This is a genomic window from Corynebacterium sp. SA-MJD20WY100 (assembly GCF_039822565.1).
In the GTDB taxonomy this organism is placed as follows: Bacteria; Actinomycetota; Actinomycetes; order Mycobacteriales; family Mycobacteriaceae; genus Corynebacterium; species Corynebacterium phoceense_A.
Window position 1 is genome coordinate 19,662 of record NZ_JBCJKS010000013.1, and the last position, 15,397, is coordinate 35,058.

The 15,397-nt window shown below is 64.2% G+C and carries 13 protein-coding genes; 7 read left to right on the plus strand and 6 right to left on the minus strand.

Annotation, left to right across the window (positions count from 1 at the left end; translation table 11 throughout):
• Window positions 1–1,248: an aminotransferase class V-fold PLP-dependent enzyme gene (locus ABJ196_RS08225; RefSeq protein WP_347306091.1), complete on the minus strand. Its 1,248-nt coding sequence runs from the start codon at window positions 1,246–1,248 to the stop codon at window positions 1–3.
• 173 nt (window positions 1,249–1,421) lie between these two features.
• Between ABJ196_RS08225 and ABJ196_RS08230 the strand changes: the two genes are divergently transcribed.
• From ABJ196_RS08230 to ABJ196_RS08250, 5 genes are all read left to right on the plus strand, one after another.
• On the plus strand, window positions 1,422–2,270 hold the full coding sequence (locus ABJ196_RS08230) for an ABC transporter permease (RefSeq protein WP_347306195.1): 849 nt from the start codon (window positions 1,422–1,424) through the stop codon (window positions 2,268–2,270).
• Window positions 2,271–2,282: 12 nt separating this feature from the next.
• Entirely contained in the window at window positions 2,283–3,083 is an 801-nt protein-coding gene (locus ABJ196_RS08235; protein WP_347306093.1) for an ABC transporter ATP-binding protein, read from the plus strand.
• A gap of 302 nt (window positions 3,084–3,385) precedes the next feature.
• On the plus strand, window positions 3,386–3,751 hold the full coding sequence (locus ABJ196_RS08240; protein WP_347306095.1) for a hypothetical protein: 366 nt from the start codon (window positions 3,386–3,388) through the stop codon (window positions 3,749–3,751).
• A gap of 110 nt (window positions 3,752–3,861) precedes the next feature.
• Window positions 3,862–4,311: a hypothetical protein gene (locus ABJ196_RS08245; RefSeq protein ID WP_347306097.1), complete on the plus strand. Its 450-nt coding sequence runs from the start codon at window positions 3,862–3,864 to the stop codon at window positions 4,309–4,311.
• A gap of 155 nt (window positions 4,312–4,466) precedes the next feature.
• Window positions 4,467–5,381, plus strand: coding sequence for a glycosyltransferase family 2 protein (locus ABJ196_RS08250; RefSeq protein ID WP_347306099.1), 915 nt, complete (start codon window positions 4,467–4,469; stop codon window positions 5,379–5,381).
• Between the two features lie 64 nt (window positions 5,382–5,445).
• Here the strand turns inward: ABJ196_RS08250 and ABJ196_RS08255 are convergent, their stop codons facing one another.
• The 5 genes from ABJ196_RS08255 to ABJ196_RS08275 form a co-directional block, all read right to left on the minus strand.
• Window positions 5,446–8,853, minus strand: coding sequence for an arabinosyltransferase domain-containing protein (locus ABJ196_RS08255; protein WP_347306197.1), 3,408 nt, complete (start codon window positions 8,851–8,853; stop codon window positions 5,446–5,448).
• Window positions 8,854–9,266: 413 nt separating this feature from the next.
• Window positions 9,267–11,258 (minus strand): galactan 5-O-arabinofuranosyltransferase, encoded by a 1,992-nt coding sequence (locus ABJ196_RS08260; RefSeq protein WP_347306101.1) that lies wholly within the window; start codon window positions 11,256–11,258, stop codon window positions 9,267–9,269.
• A gap of 98 nt (window positions 11,259–11,356) precedes the next feature.
• Window positions 11,357–12,118 carry a decaprenylphospho-beta-D-erythro-pentofuranosid-2-ulose 2-reductase gene (locus tag ABJ196_RS08265; RefSeq protein WP_347306103.1) on the minus strand — a complete coding sequence of 254 codons (762 nt, stop codon included), beginning with the start codon at window positions 12,116–12,118 and terminating at the stop codon, window positions 11,357–11,359.
• A gap of 29 nt (window positions 12,119–12,147) precedes the next feature.
• Window positions 12,148–13,563, minus strand: a complete 1,416-nt coding sequence (locus tag ABJ196_RS08270; protein WP_066485871.1) for an FAD-binding oxidoreductase — start codon at window positions 13,561–13,563, stop codon at window positions 12,148–12,150.
• Window positions 13,564–13,687: 124 nt separating this feature from the next.
• Window positions 13,688–13,966, minus strand: coding sequence for a hypothetical protein (locus ABJ196_RS08275; RefSeq protein ID WP_066485863.1), 279 nt, complete (start codon window positions 13,964–13,966; stop codon window positions 13,688–13,690).
• 19 nt (window positions 13,967–13,985) lie between these two features.
• Between ABJ196_RS08275 and ABJ196_RS08280 the strand changes: the two genes are divergently transcribed.
• Together ABJ196_RS08280 and ABJ196_RS08285 are read left to right on the plus strand one after the other, a co-directional pair.
• Window positions 13,986–14,450, plus strand: a complete 465-nt coding sequence (locus ABJ196_RS08280) for a hypothetical protein (protein WP_347306106.1) — start codon at window positions 13,986–13,988, stop codon at window positions 14,448–14,450.
• A 52-nt stretch (window positions 14,451–14,502) separates the two neighbouring features.
• On the plus strand, window positions 14,503–15,378 hold the full coding sequence (locus tag ABJ196_RS08285; protein WP_347306108.1) for a hypothetical protein: 876 nt from the start codon (window positions 14,503–14,505) through the stop codon (window positions 15,376–15,378).
• Window positions 15,379–15,397: the final 19 nt, after the last annotated feature.

Below are 15,397 nucleotides of genomic sequence, written 5' to 3' on the forward strand. Positions count from 1 at the left end.
TTACGCCAGCGAGGCGACGACGCGGGTGAGCTGCTCGATGTCGTTGTGCGTATTAAACGGGCCGAGCGCTACGGTGACGGCGCCGCCGAGTTCGTCGATGCCCATATCACGCAGCAGGGGCGTGGCCGGGGCGAGCGTCGTGACGAGCCGGTTGTCGAAGAGACGACGGTGGACGGTCTCGGCCGGCACGCCGCGGACGGCGAAGGAAAGGCGCGGGAGGCGGTCATCGGAAGCCTCGGCGGCGGCCTCACCGGTAGCGCCGAGGATGTGGACCTGGCTCAGCGTGCCGAGATAGATATAGAGGTCTGCGCGGAGATCATCGAGGTAGGCCTCGAGGGACTCCATCGAACGGCGCAGGCGCACGCGGCGAGAGCCACGGTCGCCGCCGGCGAGGGTCGCCATATGGTCGACGAGCGGACCGACGCCACCAGCGAGGCCCGCAGAGACGGGGGTCTCGAGCTTCGCGGCGGTGTGCGCTGTCTGGCCGGGGCTGAGAGCGTCGAGGCGGCGGAACATTGCGGTATCGCGAAAGACGAGCGCGGCAATCTGCGGGCCGCCGAGCTGTGCCAAGTCAATGCCGAGGATGTCCGCACCGAGGTCGTCCATATCGATGGGACGGTACGGGGCGAGCGCAGTGACGTCGAGAAGCGTCCAGGCACGGGAGCGCGAGCGGACCGTCTCGATGATGTCGTGGACGGGTGCCACGGTGCCAAGCAACTCGTGCGCGGCGGAGAGGGACACGAGGCGCGTGGAGCCATCGACAAGCTCCGCGTACTGGAAGGCGGGCAGCTCGCCGGTGCCAAGATCCGGCTGGGCCCAGCGCACGGTCGAGCCATGCGGACCGTGGGCGAAGGCGGCGTAGAGCGCCGGCGGGTCGAGCTTGGACAGCACCACCGAGGACTGGCGGCGCAGCAGCGGACTGAGTGCCCGGGCGAGCGACTGGTAGAGCACGGGCAGGGAGGGGCCGAGCACGACGGCTTCGGCACGCGCGCCCACAAGATCGGCGACGGCCATGCGGGCGGTCTGAAGATGCTTCTCGCCCTCCAGCATGCCGGCGACGGGGGCTGCGGAATGGGCGCCCACGGGGGCATCGGCAGACACCACGGCATTCGCGGTGCGGAAGGCGCGGGCGACGCCGGAGGCAACCTTCTCCGCAATCTGCGGCGCGGCGTGCGCGTTGAGGTACGTCCAGCCGTCAGCGAGTCCCGTATATAAACCACGAACACTCGCCGCGTCATAGGCAACCATGGCAACTCTTCCCTTCCGCGCTGACAACTTCCCCACTCTATACCGTTCGCACCAGAATGTGTTTCTTGCAGCTCATCGCCTTTTCACGGCGGGCCACTCCCACTGGGGACCTCGGAGAGGATAGGGTATGCCACGTGCATGACAATAACCAACTGCGCGCCGATATCGCCCGCATGACTGCCGTCACCGACCAAGGAGAGATTCCTCCTTCACAGTCGATGACCTTCAAGGCAGCCTTCGCCGATCTCATTGAGGGTGCGCGCCAACGCGAGCTCTGGTTCAAGCTCGGCGTCCAGGACATCAAGCAGCGCTACCGCCGTTCCGTCCTGGGTCCTTTCTGGATCACCATCGCCACCGGCGTCATGGCCGCCGCGCTGGGCCTGCTCTACTCCTTGCTGTTTAAGATCCCGTTGAGTACGTTCCTGCCCCACGTCACCGTGGGCCTTATCATGTGGAACTTCATCTCGGGCGCCATCAAGGAAGGCGCCACCGTCTTCATCGACAACGAGGGCCTTATTAAACAGCTCCCCGCGCCGCTCTCGGTCCACGTCTACCGCCTCGTGTGGCGCCAGACCCTCTTCTTGGGCCACAACCTCATTATTTGGCTCATCCTCCTCGCCATCTTCCCGCGCCACCTGGGCTGGGAGTTCTGGCTGTTCATTCCAGCTCTCGCCTTGTTGCTAGTCAATGGCGTGTGGGTGTCCATGTTCTTCGGCATCGTGGCCACGCGCTTCCGCGACGTCGCGCCGCTGCTCGACTCGCTCACGCAGCTGCTCTTCTACGTCACGCCGATTGTGTGGATGACCTCGACGCTCAAGGACAACGCCTCCGTATCCTCGCGCGCGCGTCTGGCGGAGCTTAACCCGCTGTACCACTACATGGAGATCGTCCGCGCCCCCATGATTGGCCAGCCTGTCGCGGCCTACCACTGGTGGATCGTCATCGCCTGCACCATCGGCGGCGTTCTGCTCGCCGCCCTCGCCATGCGCCAATGGCGCTTCCGCGTCTCCTACTGGGTATAAGGACTTCTCACCATGGTTTCCATCGATACGTATAACGCCTGCGTCGATTTCCCCATCTTTGACGCGAAGTCCCGCTCCTTAAAGAAGGCCATGCTCTCCACCGCCGGCGGTGCGATTGGTAAGAACGCTTCCAACACCGTCGTGGTCGAGGCTCTCAAGGACATCAACCTGCACCTGCGTGAGGGCGACCGCGTGGGGCTTGTGGGCCATAACGGCGCCGGCAAGTCCACGCTGCTGCGCCTGCTCTCCGGCATCTATGAGCCCACCCGCGGCACCGCGGACGTGCGCGGGCGCATCGCGCCGGTCTTCGACCTGGGCGTGGGCATGGACCCGGAAGTTTCCGGCTACGACAACATCATCATCCGCGGTCTCTTCCTGGGCCAGACCATCAAGCAGATGAAGTCCAAGATGGATGAGATCGCGGAGTTCTCTGAGCTCGGCGACTATCTGGCGATGCCGCTGCGCACCTACTCCAACGGCATGCGCGTGCGCCTCGCCCTCGGCGTCGTCACCTCCATCGAGCCGGAAATCCTCCTGCTCGACGAGGGCATTGGTGCTGTCGATGCCGCGTTTATGGCCAAGGCCCGCGTCAAGCTCCAGGAAATGGTGAAGAAGTCCGGCATCCTCGTCTTCGCGTCGCACTCCAATGACTTCCTTGCCCAGCTGTGCAATACCGCCCTATGGGTCGACCACGGCGAGATCAAGGAAGTCGGCGAAGTTGCCGACGTTGTCGAAGCCTACGAAGGCCCCGGCGCCGGCGAGTACGTCCGCGACCTTCTTAAGCGCTTTAACGAAGAAAAAAATAGGGACTAAGAACTTCCCACTTACCCTTTCGCCGCCCCGCAGCTCCGTTTTAAGGAAGTCTGCGGGGCCCTCTTTTCGCAGGTAACAGCGTAAACATACTTAGCGTGACCTTGCCTTTTCGTCATTTGTGCCACGGTCACCTTCTGCCCCCAGATTAAGTTAATTCACACCTCATCCACCTAGGAATATACTTTCTCCGAGAAAAGACTTACGAATCCCACAGGAATGGTCTAAGCTCTAGACCAGTTCCGCAGGGAGGTGTCCTTGCGAGCGTGTCTATCTTTCCATTCCCTCTTACAAGGAGTTTCTCCATGAAGCGTTTCGCTGCTGGCGCCGTTGCCGTCGCTACCGCTCTGTCCCTGTCCACCGGTGCTGCCTCCGCTAAGGAGCCGGGCGAGGCTATTCTTGACGGTTTCGTCGAGGAGTTCACTTCCGCACCGCACTGGGGCTCCTTCAAGACCAGCTCGAAGATGACCTCCGACGAGGATGCCAAGGGTTCCGGCGAGGCTTGGGGCAACTTCTACAAGTCCTCTTACGAGAACGACCTTAACGCTGGCTACAAGGCCGGCACCACCGCTGACATCCTCTGGGGCTTCGGCATCGCCGCTGCTGTCCTGGCTGCTGGCGCCGCTGCCGTCAACGCCGGTGTTATCCCGGGCGTTTCCCTTCCGTTCTAATTCTCGATAATTTCGAGGATTAATTTCCGGAATTCAAGGCCTTGCTTGGTTACCATGCCAAGCAAGGTCTTTGTCTTTTCAACTATCTTCTCTTTCAAGGATTGACGACCATGAAGCGTTTCACTGCGGGTGTTCTGGCTGTGGCCACCGCCCTGACCCTGTCAACCGGCGTCGCGGGAGCGGCCGACGGCAAGACCTCGTCGGAGGTCACTGATGGTGAGGTAGGAGCCGCCATCACCAAGGCCGTAGCCAAGGAGGCTTTCGGCGGCGAAGGGTTTGGCTCTTCTATCGATGTAGCTGCAGACGTTATCTCTTCCAAGGCGGAGAAGGGCGAGATTGGCAGCTCCGATATCGAGAATCTCAAGAATGCGGCTGACCGGGGCTCGTCGGACGAGTTCCTCGTGTCGACCATCAAATCGGACGTGGCGAACGACTGGAAGATTGGGCAAACACTCGACATCATCCTCGGCGTGACGATTGCGGCTATCTCCGCACTGCTGGTCGGCGGCGCGGCGGTGGGCGCGGATGCCGCAGGCATCATCGACATCCCGGGGCTCTAAGCACCCGCACACATCACACCGGCACACATCCTAGTGTGAATGAGTTGGCCGAAAAATTGAAAAATCGGCATGACTCATTCACGTTATGAGCACGACGTCGGCTGGCGCGGGGTGTCTAGAGGGGGCATCGAAAAGCTGGTGGCAGAATGGGAGCCATGACTGTTAAGACCCTTTCCGCGGCGGGGACAACTGCCGCTGTCATCGTCACTCACCAGCGCGTGGAGCTGCTGCGCGCGTCGTTAGAGCAGGTCGTAGGGCAAACGCACCCGGTGGAATGGGTCATCGTCGTCGACAATGGCAATGAGGCTGCGGTGCGTGAACTCGTGGAGTCCATGGCGGGCGAACGCGCGGTGTACATCGGGTCAAAGACGAACCTCGGCGGCGCGGGCGGCTTCGCGCTGGGCTTCTTGAAGGCGCTGGCGCTGGGCGCGGATGCCATCTGGTGCGCGGATGACGATGGTCGTCCGGCGGACTTCGGCGTGCTGGAGGAGCTCTACCGCGTGGCGGAGGCGAACTCGTTGCACGAGGTCTCCCCCGCCGTGTGCAATATCAACGAGCCGGAACGCCTGGCGTTTCCGCTGCGCCAGGGAGTGGTGTGGCGGCGCCGGATGGATGAGCTGGAGGGGGATTTCCTGCCGGGGATCGCATCGCTGTTCAATGGCGCGCTCATCTCCGCGGAGGCAATGGAGATCATCGGCGTCCCGGATTACCGCCTGTTCATTCGCGGCGACGAGGTCGAATACCACCGCCGCCTGGCGAATTCGGGGCTGTCATTTGGCACGGCGCTCACGTGCGCGTACTTGCACCCGGACGGCTCGGACGAGTTCAAGCCGATTCTGGGCGGCACGATGCACACGCAGTACCCAGCGGGTGAGTTCAAGCGCTTCTTTACCTACCGCAACCGCGGCTACCTGTTGTGGCAGCGCGGCATGCGCAAGCTCCTGCCGCAGGAATTCGCGCGCTTTGGTTGGTTCTTCCTCGTCCAGCAGCACGACCCGAAGGGCTTTATGGAGTGGCTCGCGCTGCATAACCGGGGGCGCAAGGAAGACTTCCGTAGGCCGGGGCAGTAGCCACCCGGGTTCATTGAAAACAACGAAAGCCGCCGGATCTCCGGCGGCTTTCGGCATTGAAGGGCTACTTTTCAGAGCCCTCCGGGCGAATCTTCATCTCAGATTCCTTCCACAGACCCGAGCGTGTGATGATCTCGTGGTCGATGGAGGCGAGGTCGGGGGCCTCGCCGGCGGAGTTGGTGCGCAGCTCGTACTTCTTGATGGAGCCCCAGTCGCGGGCCCAGTCGTGGTTGAGGTAGGCCGGGATCTCGTAGTCGTAGTTCACGGCCTCCGCGGTAGCCATGGCGCCGCCGCCAGAGAAGGACTGGAAGTCCGTGAGCGAGGTCTGCGCCGCCGCGTCCGGAAGGATGCGGTACTCGGGGATCTCGGCCACGCCGGCGTAGTGGTCGAAGGTGCGCTGGCAGGGGAACTGCAGGGCCGTGGACCAGTCGAGAAGGCCCGGGGTATCGGAGCCGATGACATTATTGAGGGTGTCCAGGGTGGGTACGCGCGGCGGCGTGATGGCCAGCCAGTCTTCCTCATCGAGGGAGTCATCCGTAGCGACGAGGCGCACGACGTTCGCCTCGGAGGGGAGCTGGTCGAGTGCCATGCGGAGGTTACGCCACTGCGGGGTGGCGCCGACATCGGACAGTTCGGCCTCGCCGATGTCCTTGATGGAGCCGCCGTCCTGCGTGCCGTACTGGAGCGTGAGCTCCATGCCGTCCTGTTCAATGCCGTTGACGTCGTGATGGTAGATGTTGCCGGCGGCGGAAACGACGAGGAGCGGGGCGGCGTCGGTTGCTTCAGGCAGCTTAAACCACTGGGACTTAAGGCTGGCGGTGCCTTCCTGGTCCTCGGAGTAGGAGCCGGTGATGGGGACCTTGGTGTAGTCCAGGTCGAAGGGCAGCGCAATGTGGGAGCCGTTGACGCCCTCCTGCGCACGCTCGCCGGAGGTAGCCTGCTTCTCCTGCTCGCTGCGGTTGGCGGACTCGCTCTCCGTCTTCGTCGAGGCCGTGCCGTCCGTCTCGCCGGTCTGGTCGTTCTCGTCGACCGCGCCGCCCAGGGAGCGGTCGGCGCCGGAGGACGCCTGGGTCGTATCCGTGCTCTGCGACGTGGACGAGTCGCCGATAGCACCAACGGAGGCGGAGTTCTGGTACTCAGGTTCGATGGAGGACGGCACGCTATCCGGGCCAAAGCCCGTGGAGTTCGGGTCGTCGAGCGACTCACCCAGCGTGCCAGCAATCGGCTCGAGGAAGGAGTCGTTCGTATTCGTCTCCACGAGGGTGGCGTCCGCCATGGAGCAGGTATTGCCCGCCAGCGAAGCGAGGTTGCCCTTGCCCACGGAGTAGGCGTCGCCCTGGGAGACGTAGGCCTTAGCGAAGGACGCCATGGAGAAGGCCACGACGCCAATACACGCGATGGCGATGGGCGCGGACATGACGCCGGCCCAGCGGCTCACGCGGTCAGACTCGGCGGCGCGGAAGTCCTCGTCGCTCGTGCCCGCGGCGATCGCCTTGGTGCGGCGCGACTCGCGACGGAAGGACTGGATGATGCCGATAGCGAGGATGACCAAGCCGATGGCGAGCACCACCGTGTTCGCCTCAATGGCCTTGAACTGGACGGTGCGGTCCCACCACGGAATGCCGAAGGAGGAGACGTACCACCAGGCGTTCCAGCCAGCCAGGGAGATGGCAAGGAGGAAGGTCACGGCGGCCAGGGCGAAGGTGCGTGCGCGGGAGGAGCGCAGGGCGATCTGAGAGAGCACGACCGCGCCCAGGGCGGCGACGACGCCGGCGACACCGGCGTAGATGCCGAAGTGGTGCGTCCACTTCGTCGGCGTGAACATGAGGAAGAACATGCTCAGCGCGATGATGAGCAGCAGGCGCGCGGTGGGGCCAGCCTCAGCGCCCACGACGCGGCGGTTCTTGATGAACGCGTAGATGATCAGCGCCAGGCAGAAGAGCATGGTGAACATCGCAAAGCGGCGTGTGAGCGAGCCGTCCACGGACTCCTGGAAGAGCGTGGTGTAGCGGACATACTCGGAGTACCACGGCAGCGCGGGGCCGACCTGGGAGCGCACGGAGGTGGACTCAAGGACGGTGGCGAGCGTTTGGTCGTGGAAGACCGCCACCATAATCGCGGTTCCGGAGGCGAGGAACGCGGAGACGAGCGGGGCCCAGCCCAGCCCGGTGGCTTTGGCACGCTCGCCGAGGAAGGCAAACAGCTGCGGCAGGCAGACCAGGAAGATGCCCACGGCGAACAGACCCGTGGGGCCGACGGCCAGCGTGATCGTCGCGATGATGGTGCCGATAGCCGCCGGCAGGAGGCGGCGCGTAGCGATGGAGCGCTCGAAGGACGCCCACGTCAGCATGACGCCCAAGGCGACCATAGGCTCCGGGCGGATGCCGTTGTTATACGGCAACCAGAAGGCCAGGAACATAAACGCCGCGGTCCAGTGGGCGACGCGGCGGCCGTTAACGAGCTCGCCAAAGCGCGGAAGGATCTCGCGCGAGAGGACGAACCAAATGATAAGCGCCGCGATAAGCGACGGCAGTCGCATGAAGACCGAGGAGGTCGACACGTGCGTGAGCGCCGCGAGGAGGTCGTAGTACGGGGAACCGAAGGGGGCCTCAGGCACGCCGTACCAGCGGTAGTAGTTCGCCATGTAGTCCGCGTGACCGCTCACGCGCGCCATGGTGAGAATGAAGCCGTCGTCCGAGGTATTCGAACCGAAGATGTGCCAGAACGCGAGGATGGCGGCGACCACGCCATCGAGCGGACGGACCTGCTTCCACGTCTCCGGCATAAAGCCGAAGCGCTTGCCGTCGAGGCGGTCAATACGCCACAGGCAGAACAAGGAGATGAGGACCATGAGCAGGCCGAACCACATGGCAATGGTCTTCACCGTGGACGGCGAGGAGGTAAAGCGGGAGTTGACCTCGACGTCGACGCGCATATCGCTGAGCGCTGCGCGAGCCTCCGGCGTGTTATCAATCTCGGTGTAGGTACCGGTGACCTGCGGACGCTCGTCGTCTTCGGTCTCTTCTTCGTACTTGCCCACGTCAACGCGCACGGAGTCGCCATCCGCCGCGATATGCAGCACGGCATCATCAGGCAGGGCCGCGACCTCGCTCTTGTCGAGGGAGAGGATGACCGTGTCGAGGGAGGCGACCGTAAGGCCCCGCTCCTCGTCGTAGCGGACGAACATGCCGCGGTTGGTCGCCTTCTCCGACTCGGGCGGCACCGTGCCGTAGAGCAGCGACTGCCCCTCACGCAGGTACTGCGTCGCTGCGATGGGGATGTCCGCATCAATCTTCTCCGGCGCCACCGAGATGAGCGGCGAGTTGATCGAATTGAGCGAGTCATTCTGCGGCCAGTGCACGCTGGACTGGACCTGGTTGACCGGCAACAACGGCAGGGCCACAAAGGCCAGGAAGCCAAGAATGCCGGAGACGAGAGCAGTCCACTTCAGCCACGCCGGCGCAGTCTCCATGCGCACGGGTTGCGAAGCAACGCTCGATGCTGGGCTTTCGGTCGATAAAGTCACCCAGATAGTCTAAACCACCTCGCGCGGTTCGCCTTATCTCTGCGCAGGTGATCCCGGCCCCAAAGCCCTAGCCGCGTGGGCCAGCTCCGCATCTGCCGCCCGCAGTTCCGCCTCGAGCTGCATGTCCGTGAGCCCGCAGGCGGTATGCACCACGACTGTGGCCAGGCGCAGTTCCTCCGTCACGCCTACGGCCATGTGCGGATGCTCGACCGAATGCCCCAGCTCCGCCGGGGAAAGCTCGCCGCGGGCCTCCCGCAGCACCCGATACATCACCATGCGGGGTCGCGCGCCACTCCTCTATCGCCGAACTCTCGGCCAGCATTTGAGGGCGGGCGCAGCGGGTCTGTCATGACTGTCTACTACTGGGTGCGCACGGCGACGACGAACGGGCCGATCTGCTTGACGTCCCAGCCCTCGGCGAAGACCTCCGGGTTGTAGAAGATCGCGCGGTAGCGCACGTTGGGCTGGTTCGGGTAGATATCCTCCGCGAGGTGGATCTTGTAGCCGTCCGTCTCCGCACCGTCCTCGGCGACCTCGCCGCGGAAGATGATGGCGGACGGCCCCTGCCACTTGGCGCTATCGAGCGACGCGCGGAATTGCTCGGGGTTCTGATCCCAGGACTCGCGCGCCCACGTTTCCATCTGCGCGCTGCGCTCGCGGAACTGTCCCAGCGGGTTGGCGTAATGCGCGGTAAAGGCGTTGAAGCCGTGGTACGGGTAGTACGCCATAAACAGCTTCTCGTCAGTCATGATGACCGTGCCGTTCGGCGTGTAGCCGTGGTCCACGATGAAGTCATTGATCTCCCCGTACTTCGAGGCCGCGTCCGGGGTGAATTGGTCCGCGCGCTCGCCATTGCCGTCCGTATCCGAGTACGCGTGGTCAATGGCATCTTCGTTGACGCGCGGAATCTGCTGCACGTAGTAGATGCCTGACAGCAGCACGACCACCACGAAGGCCGTGGTAATCGCGCGGTTCGTCGGCACGTCAAAGCGCGCCGGATACAGGGAGTGAATGCCCACCAGCCGTGCCTCCGCCAGACCCAGAATGCCGGCGGTGGCCATGAAGAGCACGACGATGATCTCCAGGCGGAAGCTGAGCAGCGTCGTACCGGCGAGCGTCACCACCATCGAAGCGACGATCCATGCGTAGATTCCGCCGAGCGCGAAAGCAAGCGCCCGCACCTCGGCATCGGCAAGCCGGAGCGCCAGGAAAATGACACCGATGAGGCACAGCGCACCGATGACGCTGGGCGAGAGGAACGGCACGGGCAGCTGCGTGCCCTCGCTGGGCAGGTAATGCTGCGCGGCAGACTCGGGCGGGACGCCGCCGCGCAACGCCGACATGACGTAGGGACCCCACGCGACGGCGGCGATGGCCAACGAGGTCACGCCGATGATGACGAGCCGGACAATCGGCAGCCACCGGCGCTCATAAACCGCAGTGATGACGGCGAGCAGGGAAACCACCGTGAGCGCAATGGCCCCGGTAAACAACGTGTAGAAGGTCGCCGAGATACCCAGGAAGAGGGCAAGGCCCGCCGTCGCGGACCACGAGCCATGAAAGGCACGTTGCGCGAGCAACGCCGCCGCCGGCGCGCCCATCGCAATGACCGCGGAGTACGGCTCTTCCGCGCCGAGCGTGAGCGTGACCGCCGTGGTCATCACAGCAATGGCCGTCGCCACAGGCAGCGAGCCCACGAGGTGCTGCCAGATCGGCACGAGGATGGAGCCTGCCACCGCGAGCGAGATGAGTGCCCACGGCTGGAAGACCTCCCAGCCCGGTAAGCCCAACACCGCCGCGAGCCGGCCGCCTAGCCAGAACCAGCCCATGGGATAGAACGTGGGCATGTCCAGGTAGTTCATGTCCGCGTAGCCGCCCTGCTCCGTCGTGCGCGTGAGGAACTGTGTGCGGAAGACCTGGTCGACCTGAATGCCGTCGAGCCACAGCTTGGTGGCCGAAAGCGGAATTCCTACCGCAGCGATGACGATGAACGCCGGTGCCATGTAGGAGAAGAAATACGTGAGCGCCACGCGCCACTGCGGCCGGCGGCGTTTACCGTGGTACTCATCCGAAATCCACCATGCGAGCAGCCCCGCCACGATGACAAGGGTGAGCACCACACCCGCCGTCGCGAGCGCGCGCGTGACCATAGAGGTACTAAACGCCGGCAGGTGCGTGCGCTTGAACACGATCCACGCCACGAGCGTCACCGCAAAGGCGCCCACACCGGCGCTCGAGAGCCCTAAGAGCGTGGAGCGCAGAGAGAGCAGATCGGACGCATAGTTTTCGGTGCGCATCTGGGGACGCAGAATGGTACCCCGGCGGCGCGGCTGAGCGGCGGCAGTAGTCATGAGTTCCAGTGAACCACATTCCCCACCGGAATCCGGGATCGCGAAACCCCCGCGACCACGTCACAGTCGACGAGCGGGCGCGGGGGTTGCGGGTCGTTCTAGAACGGCAGCTTGCGGAAGATGGGCTGCGGGATGAACTTAAACGCCAGGGAGACGTACTGGAACAGCGGGTGCACGAAGATGGACTCCTTGTTGTGCACGACTGCGTCGTACGTGGCCTTGGCAACGTCGGCGACGTTGACGGTGAGCGGTGCCTCGCCTGCGGCGGCGGACATCTTGGTGCGCACCTGGCCCGGGCGCACGACGAGCACCTTGGCGCCAGACTCGCGCAGCGCCTCGCCGAGGTTGACGAAGAAGCCGTCGACACCTGCCTTGGACGCGCCGTACACGAAGTTAGAGCGACGCACGCGCTGGCCTGCGACGGAGGACAGGGCGACGATGGTGCCGTGGCCCTGCTTCTTCAGCTTCTGGCCCAACAGCACGCCCACGGACACGGGTGCCGTGAAGTTAGTCTGTGCGGAAGCAACAGCCTGCGCCTGGTCCTGCCACAGCGCTTCCTGGTCGCCCAGGGTACCGAAGGCGATGATGGCAACATCCACGTCGCCGTGTGCAAACGCGGCGTCGATGACGGCCGGATGGGAGTCGAAGTCCGTGGCGTCGAAGTCGACAACCTCGACCTGTGCGCCCTGGGACTCGAGCTGTGCGCGGGCCGCGTCGATACGCGGGGAATCCTTGCGCGCGGCGAGCGTGACGTGCGGGGTGCCGCCGTGGGAGAGGAACTCGGAGACGATGCCCAGACCGATCTCGGAGGTACCGCCCAGAAGCAGGATGTTTTGTGCCTGGCCTACTGCATTCAGCATGTTCTTTTCAGGTCCTTTCGGGGTGGTTTCTAGTGCAGCTCGAGACGGCGGGACATGTCAGATGCGAAGACGCCGGTCGGGTCGATCTCGTTGCGGGTCTTCAGCCAGCCCTCCATGCCCGGGTACATCTTGTGGAAGTTCTCGGCGGAGGTACGCGACTCCTTGGCCAGGTACAGGCGGCCACCGAACTCCATGACGCGACGGTCAAGGTCGTCGAGGAAGGCACCCAGGCCCGGCTTGATGGGGAAGTCCACGCAGACGTTCCAGCCCGGCATGGGGTAGGACAGCGGAGCCTTGTTCCCCGGGCCGAAGAGCTTGAACACGTTGAGCGCCGAGTAGTGGCCCGAACGCTGCATGTCTCGAATGATGTCCTTGAACGGCTCAACGGCCTCGGTGGGCACGACGAACTGGTACTGCAGGAAGCCATTGGAACCGTAGCCACGGTTCCACTCACCGATGAGATCGAGCGGCTGGTAGAACTGCGTGAGGTTCTTCACCTTGTTCCGGGCCGGAGCACCCATCATGTAGTAGGCCTCGCCAATCGCCATGAGCGACAGCTTGTTCATCGTAAAGTTCGGGAAGATATCCGGCACCGTCATCAGCTGCGGCGCGTTGAACTTGAGCGGGTCCTTGGCCAGCTTCGGCGCGAGCTCCTCAAGCTGTGCCAGCGTGGCGAGCGAACCACGGGAGATGGTCGAGCGGCCCAGCTTCGGCTCCGGGGAGATGACGTCGAACCATGCGGACGAGTAGGTGTAGTTCACCTCAGAGCCGTCCGAGTGGAAGGCCACGGTCTCATCCAGGTTGTTCGTGCGGTCCGTATCCGCGATGAAGTAGGCGGTCTCCGTCTTCGTCATGCGAATACGGGCGCGCAGGATGATGCCGGTAAGGCCCATGCCACCCACGGTGGCCCAGAACAGCGTACCGTCCGGATCATCTGCAGAGCCTTCCGGCTCCAGGTGGAGGACGCGGCCGTCGGCCACGAGCAGCTCCATGGAGACAACGTGGTTGCCGAAGGAGCCGGCGGAGTGGTGGTTCTTGCCGTGAATATCGGGGCCAATGGCGCCGCCGATGGTGACCTGGCGGGTGCCCGGCAGAACCGGAACCCACAGGCCGTACGGCAGGGCAGCCTTCATGAGCTGGTCCAGGGTGACGCCGCCGTCGACGTCGACAATGGCGGATTCAGGGTCAATGGAGTGAATCTTGTTGAGCGGCTGCATGTCGATCACGAGGCCGCCGGCGTTTTGTGCCGGGTCGCCGTAGGAACGACCCATGCCGCGGGCGATGACGCCGCGCTTGAGGTGCTCGGGCTTGTCGGAGTTGTCGTCCGCCACCTGGGCGACGGCCGCCTGGATGACCTCAACGTCTGCGGTGGACAGGACGTGAGCGGAGGTGCGGGCAGTACGTCCCCAACCATGCAGGGACTGTTCGGTGGTGTGTAGTTCCATCTCTTACTCTTTGCTCGACGGATAATGCTCCATCCAGCCTACCCACGTGTGAGCCCGCATGACACGCAGGACCCAAGTGATATACGGAACAAACCGGGCATTCCCATGCCCGATCAAAAAACCTTTAATACAAATCCATGAGGTCACGGATTTCCTTGGGCAGCTCCTCCTGCGTCTCAATCACGGGGCCGTCATACTCCCGCAGAATGTCGTACACGCGCTGGCGCGAGGTCGAGTCCATGATGGGCAGTTCCTGCGCCATGAGTCGCGTCATAAAGTCGCTGAGCGGCGCCGTCGTATTTTGTGTTGCCTGGTAGGAGCCGTTGCGACGGTCGTCCTCCGTGCGCTCGTCCTGGGCTGCCTGCTGCGCCGGCGTCATATGCTCATGCTTATCGGAATACATGCCGTCTAGACTATCCCGCATGATCGCTCCGCAAAATAAGACCGATAATTATGCCCTCGACGACACGCTTGCCGGCCGCATCGCGCAGGCCGCCGCTGTGGGAATTCTCACCGCGCTGCCGGACTACCTCAAGTCCAAGGTCGGTCTCACGGTCGGCTACCTCACCGGGTTCACCGCCTTCGGCAGCCTCGTCGCCTTCGCTAACGCCCAGAACGAGGACGAGCGCGATGACGCACCGCTGACGGTCGAGCCGGCATCCCCACTCAAGACGTACGGCGCATTCCTTGTCCTCCTCGCTCTACTCGCCGTCGGCGCGTTCCTCAACGTGAAGATCGCCCGCGGCATCGTCAGCTTCTTGCGCAAGCGCGGCGCCACCAAGCCCTGGAGCCTCACCGGCGCGCTGCTCGCAGCGCTCACCTTCGCCGTCTCTGAGGCAGAAGCCCGCGGCCTCGACAAGCAGTCGTCCAACGACACGTCCCGCTAACTCAGCTCGGCGCCCACGGCGCGGGACCATCAAAGTGGTTAGGCTGGGGCCCATGTCCTCCCCCATCATCGATCTCGAACAGGCCCGCGCGCGACGCCAGCCTGCCGAGTCGACCATCATCGTCCAGGTCGCCCACGTGCGCACGGACGCGGAGGTCCACCGCCAGATTGGCATCAACGACGCGCTCACGTTTGAAGAGTTCCACGAGGTTCTCACCACGTGCTTCGCGCTCCCCAACGAAGACGCGCCCTGGCATTTCTTTGAGCACGACGCCGCCCGCGGCGCGCGTATCGATCCCACCCACCGCGTACGCGACTTCCTGCGCCGCCCGGGCCAACACATCGACTACGTCTGGGGCCTGTGGGACTTCACCATCACCGTCGCGGAGGTCTACCTGCGCGACGCTGACACCCCGCGCGCGCTGTGCGTCGGCGGTTCCGGTTCTTTCGATGTCCCCTTCGATATCACGGCGATTAATGCTCAGCTCACCGGCGCTACAACCATCAACGCCGTCCTCGAGCAGGTCCGCCCCGAGGTCCGCGACGCCGTCGTGCGTTCCCGCCTCTTCGACTTCGTGCCACTCCTCCAGGCGCTCGATCTCACCCGCGAGGTGAGCCTTCCCACCGCCACGCTGCAGGCGCTGGCGAGCCTGCCCCGCGAGGTCACGCTCGAGGGCCGCGACGCCTTCTGGTCCACCGCCCTGGCGCTCACCTGCATGGGCGACAAGCAGCTCACGGAGTCCGTCCTCACCACCACGCTCGAGGCCCTCGGCTGGGTCGATGACTCCGGCGCGCCCTTGCTTGCCGATGCCGCCCTGAACCTCTGCGCCGATTCCCTCGCCGTCCTCACGCAGGTCCGCGCCACCGGCCCCGAGGCCCTCGCCCCGGTCGACCGGCTCGACCTCTTCCGCGCGCTTCTTCGTCGTTAACCATTCCGCAGGCCCGCGG